Source organism: Chryseotalea sanaruensis (assembly GCF_003990915.1).
Classification (GTDB): Bacteria; Bacteroidota; Bacteroidia; order Cytophagales; family Cyclobacteriaceae; genus Chryseotalea; species Chryseotalea sanaruensis.
In genome coordinates this window covers 98,062-114,929 of sequence record NZ_BHXQ01000005.1, presented here as the reverse complement: position 1 = coordinate 114,929, position 16,868 = coordinate 98,062, and the positions used below count along the sequence as shown (strand labels likewise).

Genomic DNA, 16,868 nt, shown 5'->3' with positions numbered 1-16,868 from the left:
TTCTAAAACTATTGGGCTACCAATAGTTTTAGAAGCTGTACTCCTTTGTTTGTAGACACTTTTATCAAGTAAAGTCCTGATTGATTAAGCTGATAATTATTTTTTCCGTTTTCTGAAGCCTGATAAATCAATCTGCAACTACTATCTATAATAGAAATTTGTTTTGCCAATGTCCCGTCTGGTATCGAAAGCATGAAACTGCCATCAGTACTTGGGTTGGGGTAAGCACTAATACTTACACCTTCTTCTTCGTCAATATCGGTAATTAAGGAAGCCGTAAAATTAAGATTAGTAAGGTCTGCTGAGAGCGGATTTATAAATATTGATGTAGGAGAAAATGTATAACCAGCAGTTTGGGGCGTAATAGTACCTTGCCAATTTTCTGGAAGCGTAATACTGAATTGACCATTTTCATTTGTAAAAATATTTTCAGGAAAACCTATGAGTGGAGCACCCTCAAGTGGCAAGCTACTGGTTTGTATACTGCCACTTACCTGATAATACTCAACAGGGTTTTCTATAGCTGTGGCCGTAAACAAAATATTAACTGAATCCTTCTGGAGATTTGTAATGCTGATACTTGATGGCCTAAAAGTAAAACCCTGCGCCACCGGAGTAATTATACCTGACCAACCAGCTTGTAGTTGCGCTACAAATTTTTTGTCTTCCCCCATTCTTACTGTTTCAGGAAAACCCTGTAACTCTACAATTACTGATTCATCGGACTGAATAAGAAACTCGCCTTGAATTACAAAGGTGCCAGCATTGCGAGCTGTAAATTGATAAGCATAAATGCTGGTAGTAACTGGTGGTATTTGCTTTTTGGCAGGGCTCACTTCCATACCTTCCACTACCACCTCAATTTCACCAGACCAACGATGAGGAACTGACACTACAAATGCACCATATTGGTTGGTGTATAAAATTTCGTCAAAACCTCTTACCTCTGCATTTTCTATTGGTAAGCCATTCACATCATTTACAAAGCCCCATACAGCATGTTTACCAACATAGGTTCCTACAAAATCCTGATTCGTTCTGTTTTCTGTAAGATTTTCAATTACTAGCGTCTGAGGTTCAAATGTGTGCTGACCATATTGCGGTCGTATACTTCCAGAGAAATTCTTTGGCAGTTTAATAGAATAGTTTCCTTCCATATTACTGTAGGATTGATAAAGCTCACTGTGGAGTGTCGCCATTAATGGCTTACCTAAGTCATCTGTAATTCTTCCAGAAATATAAACAGGCTCTAACATACTTCTGTTAGTTCCATAGATTCTATCATCCAAAAACTGTGACATGAAAATTCTACCATATGAGGTTTCGTAAAAAAATTGATTTTCATATTGCAAAGTTTGGCTTATACCATGGCCTACATTGAACTTCGTCCATGTTACTCCTTTATCAGTTGAAACATAAGAGCCTCCGTTTGATACGGAGGCCGAGATTGAGCTATACCATTCACCATTGGCTGCAAAATGTATCGAATTGAGAATGCCCGTTAGCCACCATGTATTTGAAATGCCTGCCCTGATTAATCTCCAGGATGATTGTTCATCTAGATTATCTCTGTGCTTAATCATGTTAAGCGTAACAGCAAAATTCGTAACGACACCAGACACACTGAAAATAACTGAGTCATCGGGGGTAATACTGATACCATAAACATTACTTGTCTTAACTGTGCCAAGATTTCGAGCCTCCAAACTAATCTTCTGCCAGGTTAAACCTTTGTTATCTGATATAAATAATCCACCACTGTTGTTAACGTTTTCATCGCCCAAACCAAGGTAGATGCGGTCATGTGCATCGACTGCAATTTGCTCGCAATACAATGCAATATCGCCAAGCCCGCTGTTTCGTGCCTCCCAGTTTATTAGGTCTCCATTATTATAAAAAACACCATCACCCTCATAACCATTAACAGTACTAGTTCCTGTAATAAAAAAGAATTCACTACTGCTAGTCTCTGCTATTCTCATCACTGGATAATCAGTCGTTACTTTTACAGAATCCCAGTTGAGACCTTTGTTGTTCGAATAGTATATTTTTCCTTCACCGCCTGCCAGTATTTTTCCTGATTGTGAAGCGTAAACTGAATAAATGATTCCCGCCCTTAATGATCTTTCCCAAGTAAATCCTGCATCACCAGATCTCCAAACACCATTACCTGTCCCTGTAAAAAGAATTGAGTCTTGTAAACCTGCAAAAGAAGTTTTGGCATTACCTGGAAAAGCTGGAATGATTGACCAGTAATCTTGTGAAAATGCTACTGAGCTTAGTGAGAGAAAGAATAGCGAGCCAACTACTCGAAGATAGAAGAATGATAAACGGGACATGTTCTGTAATTCATTTTGTTAATGATAATCATCATTAACAGTGTAATTACGCTTACACGGCAGACTAATCATTTTTGTTGCAGAATACTACGCCACAAAAAATAATGTTACGTGTTTGCATCTTTTTAGAAATAGCTACGTTGAGGACATCTCAGTTTGCATATCAGTTATTTAGCTTCGTTTCTAAATTCAGAGGGTGTGATGCCCGTGATCCTTTTAAAGGCAGTGTTAAAAGAGGACTTGGCACTATAACCAACCTGTTCGGCAATCTCTTCAATTTTCAAATGTGCCTGATCTTTCAAAAGCCTTTTGGCTTCTTCAATTCTGTAGTCAGCTACCCATTCAAAAAAACTTTTATTAAAACTTTCATTGATCACTTGTGAGACATGGTGAACATTTGACTTACATAATTGTGCCAGTAAGGGTAAACTAAAACTCATTTTTAAATAAGGCTTTTGCTCATGCATAATCTGTTTTAGTAAAGTTGTTAGCTGAACTGCGACAACTGGTTCAATACTTGAGCCTTTATACTTTCTATCTTCTGTAATAGGTATCTGGCGGAAAAAGTTCGAATGCTTTATTACGAGGAAGCTTGTTGCGTACACCAGTATGGCTCCATACGCAGCAGATAGGTGATCACCAGTATCATTCTTATTGAAAATTTTAACAAGTACTATGGATAAAGCAAGTGTGACAATTTGAAGCACACCATCGCGCATTACACGTAATGTATAGGTTTCCGGCTTCCAGAAGTTGCTGTTCTTTTCTCTGAAAGATTTTATTATTTCAACTCCTGATAACGTCAAATATATCAGAAGACTTATGAGTACTAAACCAGTATGCCATTCGGTTAACTTAAACATCCACGGATCGTAGGATAAATTCCAATCCAGTAAAGGCATGCCCGGATGATAAGCCACCATCCAGGCATTATACTTAACATCGTTGGGTGCAATTAAAAATGGTATAAGTGCAAGTGTATAAATAATAGGAAAGAGCGAATGCAAAAAAATAATTTTACGCGGTACACTTCTGTATTTTAATGCCATTACGAATAAGTAGAAGAAGGGCCCTAGGAGTAGAGCCATTGGTTCTGAGAAATCAACCAGAAACAAAACATGTTTAATATAGCCGCTGTACATTAAAAAAACTTCGAGCAGACAACAAGCTACTGACAAGAGAAAGAGACCTTGAAACAGGTTGAAGAGCTGTCGTCTGTTTTCTTTAGAGAAAAAGAATACAGAGAGAAATAGTGCCTGTACTATGCCCAAAAAAATGAAGATGGCGAATAAATCAATGCGGTATGGCATGGCTGCTAAGATAATACTTAAGCAGATAGTTTATCACTCTGATAGATGGGTAAGGTGAAAAAGAAGGTAGTTCCTTTGCCTTTTGCAGACTCGAACCAGATGCGGCCTCCACTTTTCTCGATAAACTCGCGGCATAGCATTAAACCCAGACCGGTTCCCTTCTCAGCCTCGGTGCCTTGCGTTGAGATTGTACCTAGTGTAAAAAGTTTTTCTCGGTTTTCCTCCGGAATACCTGTTCCATTATCAGCCACTGAAAAGACAATTTCCTTTTCAGAGGCTTCTGCTGAACGCAAACTAATAACACCTCCTGCATCCGTAAACTTAATGGCATTGGTCAGTAAATTGCGCAACACCGATCGCATCATATTTAAATCAGTATGCACTTGCAATAAACTTTGCAATTCCATTATCAATTGAATTTGCTTCATCGCTAACTCAGGTTCGAGTAGGCGTATAGTTTCTCTGGCAATTGCTGATAGGTCTACAGGTTTAGGGTCGAAAACGTTTCCTTTTAATTGAAGTGTAGCCCATTGTAAAAGGTTTTCTACAAATTCAGTAGTCTCATTAAAACGTACTTCAAGTGAAGCTGATATTTTTTTAAATTCCTCCTGACTAACTGTTCCTGATTTTACTAATGCCAGTGCCAACTGCAAAGAACCTAACGGCCCTTTTATATCATGAGAAACTACTGAGAATAATTTATCTTTTACACGATTTACCTCTTCCAACCTTTCACTCTTCTGCTGAATTTCTTCTGTCCTGATTTGCACCTCGTTCTCAAGTCTTTCGTTCTCTAATTCTTTTGAACGTTTGTATTCCTTTTCTAATAAGTTAATGCGATCGCCCAAGGCAAATGAAATGAAGAGCATTTGCAAAATAAATCCTATCATTAAACCGCTATAGTTTGTGCTAAAATATCCTGGTACTATACCCAGATTACTTAATGTAAAAAGAACTGTGGCTGATAGAATGGCAAACCAGGCAATTAAATAAAATCGTGCTGGTCTATATTTCTTATAGAGACAGTACGCAGCACTAATCAATTCAACTATACAATGTATTATTATAAAAACATGGTGAATACCATAAGATAGCTGTCGGAAGAAAATAACCATGAGCAGAGCAGCAAAGAGATTCATGATCATGATGCTGAGCAGTAGATTATCGAGGTTTCGGCTTATCTTTCTGAGGTTAAGAAATGCTCTTGTTAAGATAGTAGTAGCTGTAACTAGAGCCGGGCCGCTAAACATGGCAAACCAATCGTTAAGAAAAGGTTTTTCAGGATATAAGTAAAGGAAACCATACCCTTGAAAGAGCGAAACAATATTGGCCATCGTGATAAGTGCAATGGCATAATAAAGTGCAAGTTTGTCGCGAGTGGATAAATACAAAAAAAACTGATACAGCATCATGATTAGCACGGCACCAAAAAACAAACCGTTAATCATTTGCATGTGGAATGTGGTGGCGAAGAAATCATCGCGATGCCATAAAAACACGGGTACCTGTACTGAAGAAATCGTTTTTACCCTGAGGTATATCGTTGTTTGTTGTTGTGACTGAAGTGAGAACTCAAAGGTTGGGTGTCGGTGCGCTATTGCGCGTGAAGAGATAGGCAGCATGTCTCCAGCAATATGCTGATGCCATTTACCATTTTTCTCAAAAAAGAAATCAATTGAATCAATAACAGAATAAGCTATTTCTAAAAGAAATTCGTCCCTGTCAGTTGTATTGTTAACATCAAGCTTAAACCAATGCGTATTTCTATCAAAACCAAAATTGGGTGCTTCCCCGGTAGTAATAGCTTCGAATTTTTTTGTTCTAATGCTATCAAAGGTGATTTCATTGGTACTATCTACCAAATGAAATAGCTGACCTTTAACCTCCAGGCTACCTGATGGGGGTAGGGTTAGGCGTTGTGCTTCAAGAGAACTACTGAAACAGAGTGCGATTAACAGGGTCAGGTAACGCATTCAAAAAAATTATTACTTCACTTGTTGGGCAAACTCCTTAGCAAAATATGTTAAAATTATATCTGCGCCCGCACGCTTCATACTCAGAAGGGTCTCCTTCATCACGCGGTCACCATCCAACCAACCCTTTTGAGCGGCTGCTTTTACCATCGCGTACTCACCACTTACATTGTATGCAGCAATGGGCAGATTAAAATTTTGTTTAAGCAACTGAATAATATCCAGGTATGCGAGTGCAGGTTTCACCATTAAAAAATCTGCTCCTTCCATAAAATCGAGTTCGGCTTCAATTAATGCTTCACTCTTATTAGCCGGATTCATTTGATACGTTTTCTTATCTCCAAACTTTGGAGCAGAATCAAGGGCATCTCTGAAGGGATTATAAAAAGCGCTGGCATACTTAGCTGTATAGCTCATAATAGATACATCCGTAAATCCATTTGCGTCTAACACTTCACGTATATAACCAACTCTTCCATCCATCATATCAGATGGGCCTACAATATCAATTCCCGTCTCTGCTTGTGCAAGTGCCATCTTGCCTAAAATTTCAAGCGTTTCGTCATTCAGAATTTTCCCATCCTTTACTAAGCCATCATGACCATCGCTACTGTAAGGATCCATTGCCACATCTGTCATGATACACGCTTCCGGAAATTGTTTTTTTATTTCGCGCAAAGCCCGTAAATAAAAAAAGTTAGCATCGTAGCTTTTAGTAGCAGTTTTATCTTTAAATGAGTCTTCAACAGCAGGAAATACATCGAATGCTTTTACACCTAATTTCAGGCATGCCTCTATCTCCTTAAGCATTAAATCAAGCGAATACCTATAGATATTCGGCATTGAGGTTACTTCTACTTTTTGATTTACACCGTCAATCAGAAACAAAGGAAACAACAGGTCGTCCGTTGTAACTTTAGTTTCTTCTACCAAAGCACGGATGGCAGCACTTTTACGATTTCTTCGAGGACGTTGTATGTTAAGCATGCACGAGTTGAATAATAGGACAAAAATAGTGAATGAAAATCAATCTTGTTGAAATTCCAATATATCACCTGGTTGGCAATCCAGCTCTTTGCAAATGGCTTCTAACGTTGAAAAACGTATAGCTTTTGCTTTACCCGTTTTTAAAATCGACAGGTTAGCAAGAGACAAATCTATTTTCTCAGCCAATTCTTTCGATTGCATTTTACGTTTGGCCAACATAACATCGAGGTTTACAATGATTGGCATGGTTAGATTGTTAAAGCGGCTTCTTTTTCCATTTCAATACCTCTGGCGTAAACCATAGCAATAATGAATATTACCAAACCTACTTGAATATAATTATTTAAGAAATGACCATCAAACCGTAAATGATTCTCTGAGACTTCTCGAACCGTTTTGTCAATTAAAGCATTAGTAAAAAATAGTGCTGCGCCCCATGCAACATAAGATCCCCCCAGCCATTTTAATCGCTTTTTATTGCCCTCTAAAAATGGTTTCTCTTTTGAAATATTATGAAGGACAAGAAAAAGATTAAAATATGTGATTATATAGAAAAATAAATTCAAAGGTGAAAAATTAAATATAGGGAGGAATGATAGTGGTACAGCAAGTTGGGCAGTAAATGGCAATTTAAGCTCCGCCTCACCAGTGTTACTTCTCAAAAAAACATATTTATCTGCTGCGCCAATATTAATTGTGTCTTTCGGATAAGCTATCAATGCAACTGATACAGATAATGGTTTGGTACTGAAGTTAGTTTTAAAACCATCGATCATTATTGAGCCAAGAATAAGCACAAAAATCAATGAAAAAGCAACCAAATTTGATAATAAAAGAAATTTTACAACAACAAAAAGTAAAGGTGTTACTTTCAATTTTCTTACAATCTTCATACAATTTAAATCGTTAAGTCTTGTTCTTCTTTTATTTGAAGTCCTTGTTTAAAAACCTCAGCAATCACCATAATAATTAAGCCTGCAATTATCCATGACGAAACAAAAGTTCCATTGGCAGTGCTTGAACCTAGCCAAAGGCCTAAACGCCCTGCAATACCACCATCAAGATTAAAAATGCTGTGAGTAAAATAATCTTCAACTAAAGAACGCATAAAATAGTCCTGCAGAGCGTTTAAAGGAGCTGCCAAAAGCAAAAGAATGCCGATAATCCGTAATCGTTTTACATTCTGAACGGTAAAAACACTTTGGTCTCTTAGTGAGTTAACAAAAGCACGTATGAACAGAAAAATAATTAACGAATAAAAAAAGGAAGAGACTCCATACGACAGGAAAACTGTTTTAATATATGTACTTGCCGTTTTAAACTCAATAGCAACTTTATTTGTAACAAGCACTTGTTCTTTTATCTCTGACGACTTTGCTTGCACTACACCTACCTCTTGATTTAGCGTGTAATAAGCTCTATCAGGAAGACCAACTCGAAAGGTGGTTGAGTCTTCATCCATGCCTTTACCAATCAGGAAGATTGCCATAAAAGTCCCGCCTAAAACATATAAAATGAGCGAAACATTTATAATCAGGCGCAGTGCTTTATAACTGAGTGTTTTCATATCACAAAAAATTATGACACGAATTAAAATAAATATTTATTGATTATCAATAAATATTTATTTAAAATCAATCCTCCGGATCGTGGCTGTCTATAATATGCTGACTAATAAGCTGATACAATTCAGCAATTTCTTCATCTTCTTGGAGTAAAGCCATGTGTCGGTCGAGGGTTTCCAGATCTCCACGTACTGCCGGCCCTGTTTGGGCAGCTTCTGGTCCTAATGCAAATGATTTATTAATAGTTTCGCTAATCAAAGGCTTTAGCCACTCATAAGGAAGCGCACTTATATCCATTATTGATTTTGAAATGGTGAGCATGTGGTTTGTGAAATTAGAAGCGAAAACTGCCGATACGTGCAGCGCCATTCTTTTCGATGAATCAATAGCCAATACTTTTTTACTGATAGCCTTAGCCATTTTTAAAAGAATTTTCTCCACCTCAAGGTTCATACATTCGATGAACAATGGTATTTCTGAAAAGTCGACCTTTTTTTGTTTAGTGAAGGTTTGCAGTGGATAAAACACGCCAGTGTTCAAGGTAGCGGCAGTCGACAAGATAAGTAAGGGCTGACTACCTGAGGTGTGCACTAGAATGGCATTATCCGGCAGGACAATTTGCTGCAATACTTCAGGTAATGCATCATCGGTTACGGCCAAAATAAAAATACTGGCTTCGCTATCAGAAAAGTCAAGGTCATCTTTTACCTCTGCCTGATACAATTTGTTTACCAAGGCTAAAGCATTCTTTTTAGATCGGCTATATACTTCGCGTACAGTGTAACCTGCGTTATCTAAAGCGGGAGCCAAATGCCAGGCCAGATTACCAGAACCTACAAAAGAGACTGAAGTTGTTGATTGCATGCTTAAAAATACAATTTCAGTAACAAATTGCGCTACACAATCGATTGCTTGTTTTAAAGCATGTCTGTGACTGATTAAAGTCAAGCTTAACATTTAATTGTTGCCGTTATCTTTCGTGCGTAAATTGAAAACTATGAATAACACACTTCCTTACGTCTCTGCAGCCGAAGCTGTAAAACATATTCAATCTGGCGACCGTGTGTTTGTGCATGGCAGTGCTGCTACACCACAATGCTTGTTAAAAGCACTTGCTTTAAATTGCGATCATTTAAGACAAGTCGAAATTATTGCAGTGAGCACGCTTGGCGAACTGGAAATTGCCAAACCTCAGTTTAAAGACCGCTTTTACTTCAATTCACTTTTTGTTTCTGAGAATATTCGTGGAGCTGTGAATGGGGAAAATGGGGAATACATCCCGATTTTTTTGAGTGAGATCTCAAAACTCTTTGAAAAAGGTATTCTACCAATTGATGTGGCGATGATACACGTATCGCTACCCGACAAGCATGGCTATTGCTCATTGGGTACCTCAGTAGACGTTGCCAAATCTGCAGTTAAACACGCGAAAAAAATTATCGCACAGATAAATCCTAATATGCCAAGGACTTTGGGCGATGGAATTGTTCATATCAATCAGTTTGCCGCTATGGTGGAGTGTAATGATGTACTGCCGCAGGTCAGGTACAGCGATCGTATAGCTGAATCCGAAAAAATTATCGGAACTAAGATTGCAGAATTAGTGGATGATCGTTCTACATTACAACTAGGCATAGGCGCCATTCCTGATGCAGTATTACAATCGTTAACACATTGCAAAGATATTGGAATACATACTGAAATGTTTTCAGATGGTGTTATTGATCTTGTTAAATCTGGTGTTATTACAAACGCTTATAAAAAGAAACACAGAGGAAAAACTGTAGCAGCATTTGCCATTGGTACTGATAAGCTTTATCACTTTATAGATGATAACCCAAGTTTTGCCTTTTTAGAAGCTGACTACGTAAACGATACGCGTGTTATACGTGCCAACCCAAATGTAGTGGCCATCAACAGTGCTATTGAAATAGATTTAACGGGGCAAGTTTGTGCAGACTCAATTGGTACTTACCAATTCTCTGGTGTAGGCGGACAAATGGATTTTATTCGTGGCGCTTCATTATCTGAAAATGGTAAACCGATTATTGCACTATGTTCTGCTACCAAAAAAGGTGAATCTAAAATTGTTCCTCATCTAAAAACAGGTGCAGGCGTAGTTTCAACAAGAGCTCACGTCCATTATGTTGTAACAGAATATGGCGTTGCTTATTTATATGGAAAAAATCTTCATCAACGTGCACTGGAGTTGATGAAGATTGCCCATCCTGCTAATCAGGAAATGCTAGAGAAAGAAATTATTGCTCGCTTTGGTAGTAACCAATACCGTGTGAGTTGATTATTCGCTTCGCAGGTTATTGGTTGGATTAGCAACAGCTGATCGTGTTACCTGGAAGAGAATAATTAATAGCGTTAAAGTCAATAGTCCGCCTCCTGTTAAGATAAATACCAGATAACCCATAGTTGTGTGGTAGGCATATCCCTGCAGGAACATGGTCATAAAATAGTATGCTAACGGGCATCCAATACACAGTGCTGTAAGAGCCAGTAGCAGAAACTCTTTACTTATCAAAGTAATCAAGCTTGATACAGTAGCGCCCAGAACTTTACGAACACTGATTTCTTTCTTTCTTCGTTCTGTTGAATAAGCCGCCAGTCCCAATAAGCCAAGCCCTGAAATAAGTACTGCCATGAAAGTGAAGCCTAAGGCCAACTTACCAATTACCTGCTCCTCTCTGTAAAGTCGTTCATAATGACTATCCAAAAAAGTATATTCGAAAGGATATGCGGGGCTGGTCTTCTTCCAGATGTTTTCAATCCCGGCTAATGCTTCATTTGTTTTGTCAGGTTGTATGCGTACATAAAATCTGCTGGTCCAGTTGGGATAACACAATAAAATGATCGGTTCCATATCCTCAGTGAGGGAGCGGCTGTGAAAGTCTCCTACAACACCTATTATTTTTCCTTTCAAGCCCCATTGTATTGTACTAAGTCCAACAGGGTTTTTAGCACCCATAAGAGCAGCCATTTTTTGATTAATAATAACATTGGTTGTATCGTTCAATGCTTCAGAAAATGATCTGCCCTCAAGTAAGGTAAAGCCCATTGTTTCAACGAAGTCATAGCCTACTGTAAGCGTCCGAACATACAATTCTCTATTCTCCTCTTTACCTTCCCACCAAAATGAATCGTTCTGGTTATTAATCTGAATAATACTTTCTCCGGCTGTACTTATATGCGTGATACCAGAGATTGTACTGAGCTGGTTTTTAAACAAATCATAATTGCGGACACCTCTGGCGGGTATTACTAAAACATTCTCTCTGTCATATCCTAAATCTTTCGATTGTATAAAATCTATTTGTTTGTATACAACAAGTGAACTAACTATTAACACCACAGAAATAACAAATTGAAATACTACAAGTGCCCTTCTTAGTATTAATCCTTGTGAAGCAGAGCCCGAAACTCCTTTTAATACACGCACCGGATTTACCCTCGATAGTATAAACGCAGGGTATAATCCCGCCAGGATTCCTGTTGTCAGTATTATACCAAGAATTGGAAGCAGGAAATCCCATTGAGTATAGTGAATCGTAAGTTTCTTAACCACTAGTGTGTTAAAAAAAGGTAATAGTATTTCTACCAGAAACAAAGCTGCAAGCATGGCAAGCGCAGAGACCATTATTGACTCAATCAGGAATTGAAACATTAGCGTCCACCGCTGTGCTCCAATTACTTTGCGCACACCAATTTCTTTATGGCGTACAACAGCTCGGGCAGTTGCCATGTTCATGAAGTTTACACAAGCAATCAATAAGATGAAAATAGCTACCACCGTAAATATTTTTACGTATTTTATTCTGCCACTTACAGGAAATCCATTTTCGAAAGAGGAGTATAAATAACGATCTGCAAAAGGCTGAAGGTAGTACTTAAACCGGGCCTGCTCTTCTTCAGTTAAAGCTAAAACTTTGGCAATGTGTTTATTGATCTTTGTTTGTGCTTCTGATGCGTTAAAGCCATCTTTGAACTTAATGAAAGTGTTGTAATCACTATTCCCCCATTGTTGTTCTCTATATTTTTTATGTATGTCAAAATGAGCCACGAAATCAAAAGTCAAGCTAGACTGATCAGTTATATCATCTATGACAGCTGTTACTACAACATCATTTTCAGAGCGTAATTTTAATGATTTGCCTATAGGATCTACATCACCAAAAATTTTTCTTGCTAAGCTTGCTGTAAGCACAATAGAACTTGGGTTTGGCAATGGATTGGATTTATTGCCCTTCAGTACGCTAAAGCTGAAGATCTGAAAAAATGATGGGTCTGTAAAGTAACCTGCTGGTAAAAAATTTGTGTCATTATATTGGATAAGACGCGGACCATCATTTGCTAGATGTGCAACGTGTTCTACTTCAGGAATATTATTTCGGATTTCTTCGGCAAGTGGACCTGGTGTGTCTTGCCAGGTGATAGTACCCTCTGAATTATATATGTTTGTTGCTACATGGTAAACTCGATCAACCTCTGTGTGAAATTTATCCTTATTCAGCTCGTCCATTACCCACAGATAGATTAAGAATGTACATGCCAAACCAGCAGCCAAACCACCTACATTTAGGAAAGAGAAAAATCCTTGTCGTAAAAAATTTCTGAAAGCAACAAATAGGTAGTTTCGAAACATAGGTTAGCAAATTTATTCTTTGTCAATAGTCAAGAATAGCGCCAATACTATCCAAGTTGGTATAGAGGCGAAAATCGTAAAAAATGAATTCTTTTATATGGGCTGTTGCTCCACTTCCGAACATCTTCGCCCGAATGCGGACGTTTTACACGGCTACGTTAATGAATGACGCGAGCTTTTCAACAGCTGTGTCAATATGCTCTTCTGTATTGAATTTACTAAAAGAGAAACGAATGGCAGCGCGCTTTGAATTTGGATAAAGAGCCCCCAAAACATGGGAGCCTGTTGTGGCACCGCTTGAACAGGCACTGCCTCCTGAAGCTGAAATACCCTGCAGATCTAGATTGAAAAGCAGCATATCATTTTCATCTGATTCTGGTAGGCTCACGTTCAATACAGTGTATAAACTCTTATTCAGATTATCTGAGTCACCATTAAATAATACGCCAGGAATATTCGCCTTCAATTTTTCAATCATGCGCGACTTCAGTTTTGTAATGTACTGTTGGTGCTCGTGCATTTCACGGTAAGCTATTTCCAATGCCTTCGCGATACCGATTATGCCATAAACATTTTCCGTACCTCCACGCATATTGCGCTCTTGAGCACCGCCATGGATAAACTGTTCGATCTTATGATCCTTCTGAATATACATGAAGCCTACGCCTTTTGGGCCATGAAACTTATGAGCAGCAGCAGTCAGGCCACAAACATGCAACTCTTTCATATTGTGTGCATAATGCCCCATGGTTTGCACGGTATCAGAATGGAAGAAAGCTTTGTACTCCTTTGCCATTTCGCCTACACGCTTCAAGTCAAGGAGATTACCAATTTCATTATTGGCATGCATAAGCGAGATCAAGGGCTTCGGATGTTGTTTCAATAGTTCTTCCAGATGTGCAAGGTCTACGTGACCCTTTTCATCTAACTGCACATGGTGTAACTGAACGATTCCCTTCTTAGCTAAAATTTCTAACGTATGCGTAACTGCGTGGTGTTCTATAGGAGTAGAGATAGCGTGTTTGATGCCATACGTTTGTGCACCACTTACAATTAAAGCATTGTCTGCTTCAGTGCCTCCAGAGGTGAAGATGATTTCGCCAGGCGTGCAATTCAAAAGCTCTGCAATTTTCTTTCGGCTCGATTCAATCGCGGCTCTTACTTTTCTGCCGTGAGCATGTGTGGATGACGGATTACCGAAATCCTCCAGCATAAAAGGCTTCATGGCCTCAAATACTTCAGGATCGAGGGCGGTAGTTGCAGCGTTGTCGAGATATATTCTCATGTTCTAAAAATCAATATTTCAAATTATAAATTGGCGATACGCTTAATATCGTCAATAATACGTTGTGCTAAAGCATCTGCCTTTTTCTCATTCTGCGATTCTGCATAAATGCGAATAATAGGTTCGGTATTACTCTTGCGCAAGTGCACCCATTCTTTCTCCGCTTCAAAATCAATTTTAACACCGTCAATGGTATTCACTTTTTCAGTAGCGTATTTTTTCTTCACCTCTTCCAGTACTTTATCTACATTAATTTGAGGTGTTAACTCAATTTTATTTTTAGAAATAAAGTAGGCCGGATACGTCTTGCGAAGTTCGGAAGCCTTCATCTTTGACTTAGCCAAATGTGTTAAGAATAAAGCAATACCCATCAAGGCATCTCTTCCATAATGAAGCTCCCCAAAAATTACCCCGCCATTACCTTCACCACCAATCACTGCTTTGGTTTCCTTCATGGCTGTTACCACGTTTACTTCTCCCACAGCAGCAGCTTTGTAAGTGCCTCCACGTTTTTCAGTCACATCGCGCAAAGCACGCGTAGAAGATAAATTAGAAACTGTATTGCCTTTACGTTTGCTTAATATATAGTCAGCCACTGCTACCAGGGTGTATTCTTCGCCAAACGGTTTTCCATCTTCCTGCACCAAAGCCAGACGGTCTACGTCCGGATCAACAATAATACCTAAGTGACATTTCTCAGCTTTTACTTTTTTACAAATTGCTTTTATGTTTTCAGGAAGGGGTTCTGGGTTGTGTGGGAATTTACCATTGGGTTCGGTATACATACCTACAATCTTCTTTACACCTAAGGCTTTCAATAATAATGGTACTGCAATGCCACCAGTTGAGTTAACAGCATCAACCGCTATTTTAAATTTTGCATTTTGAATGGCCTTAACATCTACTAATTTATTTTTCAAAATCAGAGCAATGTGTTTTTTGATGTAGGTGTCGTTCTGTGTGTATTTCCCAAGCTTGGTTACTTCTGCAAAATCAAAGGCTTCCTGTTCTGCCAGTTTCAATACTTCCGCTCCATCATCACCTGATATAAATTCACCATTTTCATTCAATAATTTTAAAGCATTCCACTGAGCGGGATTGTGACTGGCTGTTAAAATAATTCCACCACCTGCTTTCTCTAACGGCACTGCAATCTCTACCGTTGGTGTTGTTGATAATCCAAGATCGATAACATCTAACCCTAAACCTTGCAGGGTGGACGTTACCAAAGTACTGATCATCTCACCGGAAATACGTGCATCGCGACCAATGACTACTTTTTTACCATTGCGCGATTTTACCCAGGTGCCAAAAGCAGCTGCAAATTTTACTGCGTCAATAGGTGTTAAATTGTCACCAGGTTTACCACCAATGGTACCCCTGATACCGGAAATCGATTTGATGAGCGTCACAGAAAGTCAGTTAAAAATGTGTGTAAAAGTAAAAAGAATATAGGAGTTAGAATGTAGTATTTAGAATTGATATAGTAAGAGTAGTTGACAAGGTTCAATTGACAAACTTACAGTTCCCGGGAATACAAATATTATCCATTGCTCATTGTCGATTTTGAACGCTCTAGGCTCAAAGAAAATACTACTTCCCGATCTTGGGCATCTCTACAGGAGGGCCCGAAGGGCTGGCACAGGCATCGCCCTCATTAACGGTTTTACCACAAAATCCGCATTGTACACCCTCTTTATTTAACCAAGGGCTTTGCGAAGCACAGGTTCCGCGAAACTCGCCATTCTTCAAAAAAATCAATCGCACCGACATTAATGCGAAAAAGAGTGCAAAAACTCCAAGTGTAAGCAGAAAAACAGTCATGATAATAGCGGTTTACGAAACTTGAATAACGAATTTTACAGCTGTTGCAAAGATACAACCAAAGCCTTATTCAATTAGTTTATCTATTATGAAAAAACCTTATTCAGCTCCAGACATCAATCGCGAAGAAAAACTTAAGGCTTTTGATCGCCTGCTCACCGTCATGAATGAGCTACGTGAAAACTGCCCCTGGGACAAGAAGCAAACACTAGAAAGTCTAAGGCATTTAACCATAGAGGAAACCTACGAACTTTCAGACGCCATTCTTGAAGGAGACCTGACTGAAGTAAAAAAAGAACTGGGTGATTTAATGCTACACAATGTGTTTTACGCGCGCATTGCCTCTGAGCAAAATAAGTTTGATATAGCTGATGTACTTAACAGCATTTGTGACAAACTCATTGAGCGCCATCCGCACATTTACAGCGATGTAATAGCCAACGATGAGGCGACTGTAAAAGCCAACTGGGAAAAAATTAAATTGAAAAGTGGCAATAAATCTGTGCTGGAGGGCGTACCTAAATCACTACCTGCATTGGTAAAAGCCATTCGTATACAAGACAAAGCCAGGGGGGTGGGCTTTGATTGGGAGAAAAAAGAGCAAGTGTGGGAGAAGGTTGAAGAGGAAATGCAGGAGTTTAAGCAAGAATTTAATGCTGCTGCCAATGAAACCATCAACAAAGAAAAAGCTATGGCTGAGTTTGGCGATTTACTGTTTTCCCTAGTTAACTACGCACGCTTTATTGACATTGACCCTGAGGAAGCATTGGAGCGTACTAATAAAAAATTCATTAAGCGCTTTCAGTATCTGGAAACAGAATCCGCCAAAGACGGTAAGAAAATGGGGGAAATGACTTTGGATGAGATGGATGAGTACTGGAATAGGGCAAAAAAATTATAAAATTATACCCTTTAAGGTATAATTATCTTATAT

At 38.7% G+C, this 16,868-nt stretch carries 14 protein-coding genes; 2 read left to right on the top strand and 12 right to left on the bottom strand.

Annotated elements, in window-relative coordinates; all coding sequences use genetic code 11:
• Window positions 1-8: 8 nt before the first annotated feature.
• The 8 genes from SanaruYs_RS13740 to SanaruYs_RS13705 all read right to left on the bottom strand — a co-directional run bounded on the left by SanaruYs_RS13740 (window position 9) and on the right by SanaruYs_RS13705 (window position 9,038).
• Window positions 9-2,339 carry a T9SS type A sorting domain-containing protein gene (locus tag SanaruYs_RS13740; RefSeq protein WP_127123160.1) on the bottom strand — a complete coding sequence of 777 codons (2,331 nt, stop codon included), beginning with the start codon at window positions 2,337-2,339 and terminating at the stop codon, window positions 9-11.
• Window positions 2,340-2,506: 167 nt separating this feature from the next.
• Window positions 2,507-3,649 (bottom strand): helix-turn-helix domain-containing protein, encoded by a 1,143-nt coding sequence (locus tag SanaruYs_RS13735; RefSeq protein WP_127123159.1) that lies wholly within the window; start codon window positions 3,647-3,649, stop codon window positions 2,507-2,509.
• A gap of 17 nt (window positions 3,650-3,666) precedes the next feature.
• Window positions 3,667-5,622 (bottom strand): sensor histidine kinase, encoded by a 1,956-nt coding sequence (locus SanaruYs_RS13730; RefSeq protein WP_127123158.1) that lies wholly within the window; start codon window positions 5,620-5,622, stop codon window positions 3,667-3,669.
• 12 nt (window positions 5,623-5,634) lie between these two features.
• Window positions 5,635-6,609, bottom strand: coding sequence for a porphobilinogen synthase (gene hemB / locus SanaruYs_RS13725; protein WP_127123157.1), 975 nt, complete (start codon window positions 6,607-6,609; stop codon window positions 5,635-5,637).
• Between the two features lie 39 nt (window positions 6,610-6,648).
• Window positions 6,649-6,855, bottom strand: a complete 207-nt coding sequence (locus tag SanaruYs_RS13720) for a helix-turn-helix domain-containing protein (protein WP_127123156.1) — start codon at window positions 6,853-6,855, stop codon at window positions 6,649-6,651.
• A gap of 2 nt (window positions 6,856-6,857) precedes the next feature.
• Window positions 6,858-7,502: a DUF2975 domain-containing protein gene (locus SanaruYs_RS13715; RefSeq protein WP_127123155.1), complete on the bottom strand. Its 645-nt coding sequence runs from the start codon at window positions 7,500-7,502 to the stop codon at window positions 6,858-6,860.
• Between the two features lie 5 nt (window positions 7,503-7,507).
• A complete protein-coding gene (locus tag SanaruYs_RS13710) occupies window positions 7,508-8,176 on the bottom strand; it encodes a DUF2975 domain-containing protein (protein WP_127123154.1) in 669 nt (222 codons plus the stop codon).
• Window positions 8,177-8,243: 67 nt separating this feature from the next.
• On the bottom strand, window positions 8,244-9,038 hold the full coding sequence (locus SanaruYs_RS13705; protein ID WP_127123153.1) for a Rossmann-like and DUF2520 domain-containing protein: 795 nt from the start codon (window positions 9,036-9,038) through the stop codon (window positions 8,244-8,246).
• Window positions 9,039-9,171: 133 nt separating this feature from the next.
• Between SanaruYs_RS13705 and SanaruYs_RS13700 the strand changes: the two genes are divergently transcribed.
• The gene (locus SanaruYs_RS13700) at window positions 9,172-10,473 is read left to right on the top strand and encodes an acetyl-CoA hydrolase/transferase family protein (RefSeq protein WP_127123152.1); all 1,302 of its coding nucleotides are present in this window, start codon (window positions 9,172-9,174) and stop codon (window positions 10,471-10,473) included.
• Here the strand turns inward: SanaruYs_RS13700 and SanaruYs_RS13695 are convergent, their stop codons facing one another.
• From SanaruYs_RS13695 to SanaruYs_RS13680, 4 genes are all read right to left on the bottom strand, one after another.
• On the bottom strand, window positions 10,474-12,825 hold the full coding sequence (locus SanaruYs_RS13695; protein ID WP_127123151.1) for an ABC transporter permease: 2,352 nt from the start codon (window positions 12,823-12,825) through the stop codon (window positions 10,474-10,476).
• Window positions 12,826-12,970: 145 nt separating this feature from the next.
• Complete coding sequence (locus tag SanaruYs_RS13690) at window positions 12,971-14,110, bottom strand: cysteine desulfurase family protein (RefSeq protein ID WP_127123150.1); 1,140 nt, start codon at window positions 14,108-14,110, stop codon at window positions 12,971-12,973.
• A 23-nt stretch (window positions 14,111-14,133) separates the two neighbouring features.
• Window positions 14,134-15,522, bottom strand: coding sequence for a phosphoglucosamine mutase (gene glmM, locus SanaruYs_RS13685; RefSeq protein WP_127123149.1), 1,389 nt, complete (start codon window positions 15,520-15,522; stop codon window positions 14,134-14,136).
• 181 nt (window positions 15,523-15,703) lie between these two features.
• A complete protein-coding gene (locus SanaruYs_RS13680) occupies window positions 15,704-15,934 on the bottom strand; it encodes a hypothetical protein (RefSeq protein WP_127123148.1) in 231 nt (76 codons plus the stop codon).
• 88 nt (window positions 15,935-16,022) lie between these two features.
• On the opposite strand from SanaruYs_RS13680, the gene mazG reads away from it, so the two are divergent.
• A complete protein-coding gene (mazG, locus tag SanaruYs_RS13675; RefSeq protein ID WP_127123147.1) occupies window positions 16,023-16,835 on the top strand; it encodes a nucleoside triphosphate pyrophosphohydrolase in 813 nt (270 codons plus the stop codon).
• The last annotated feature ends 33 nt before the right edge of the window (window positions 16,836-16,868 follow it).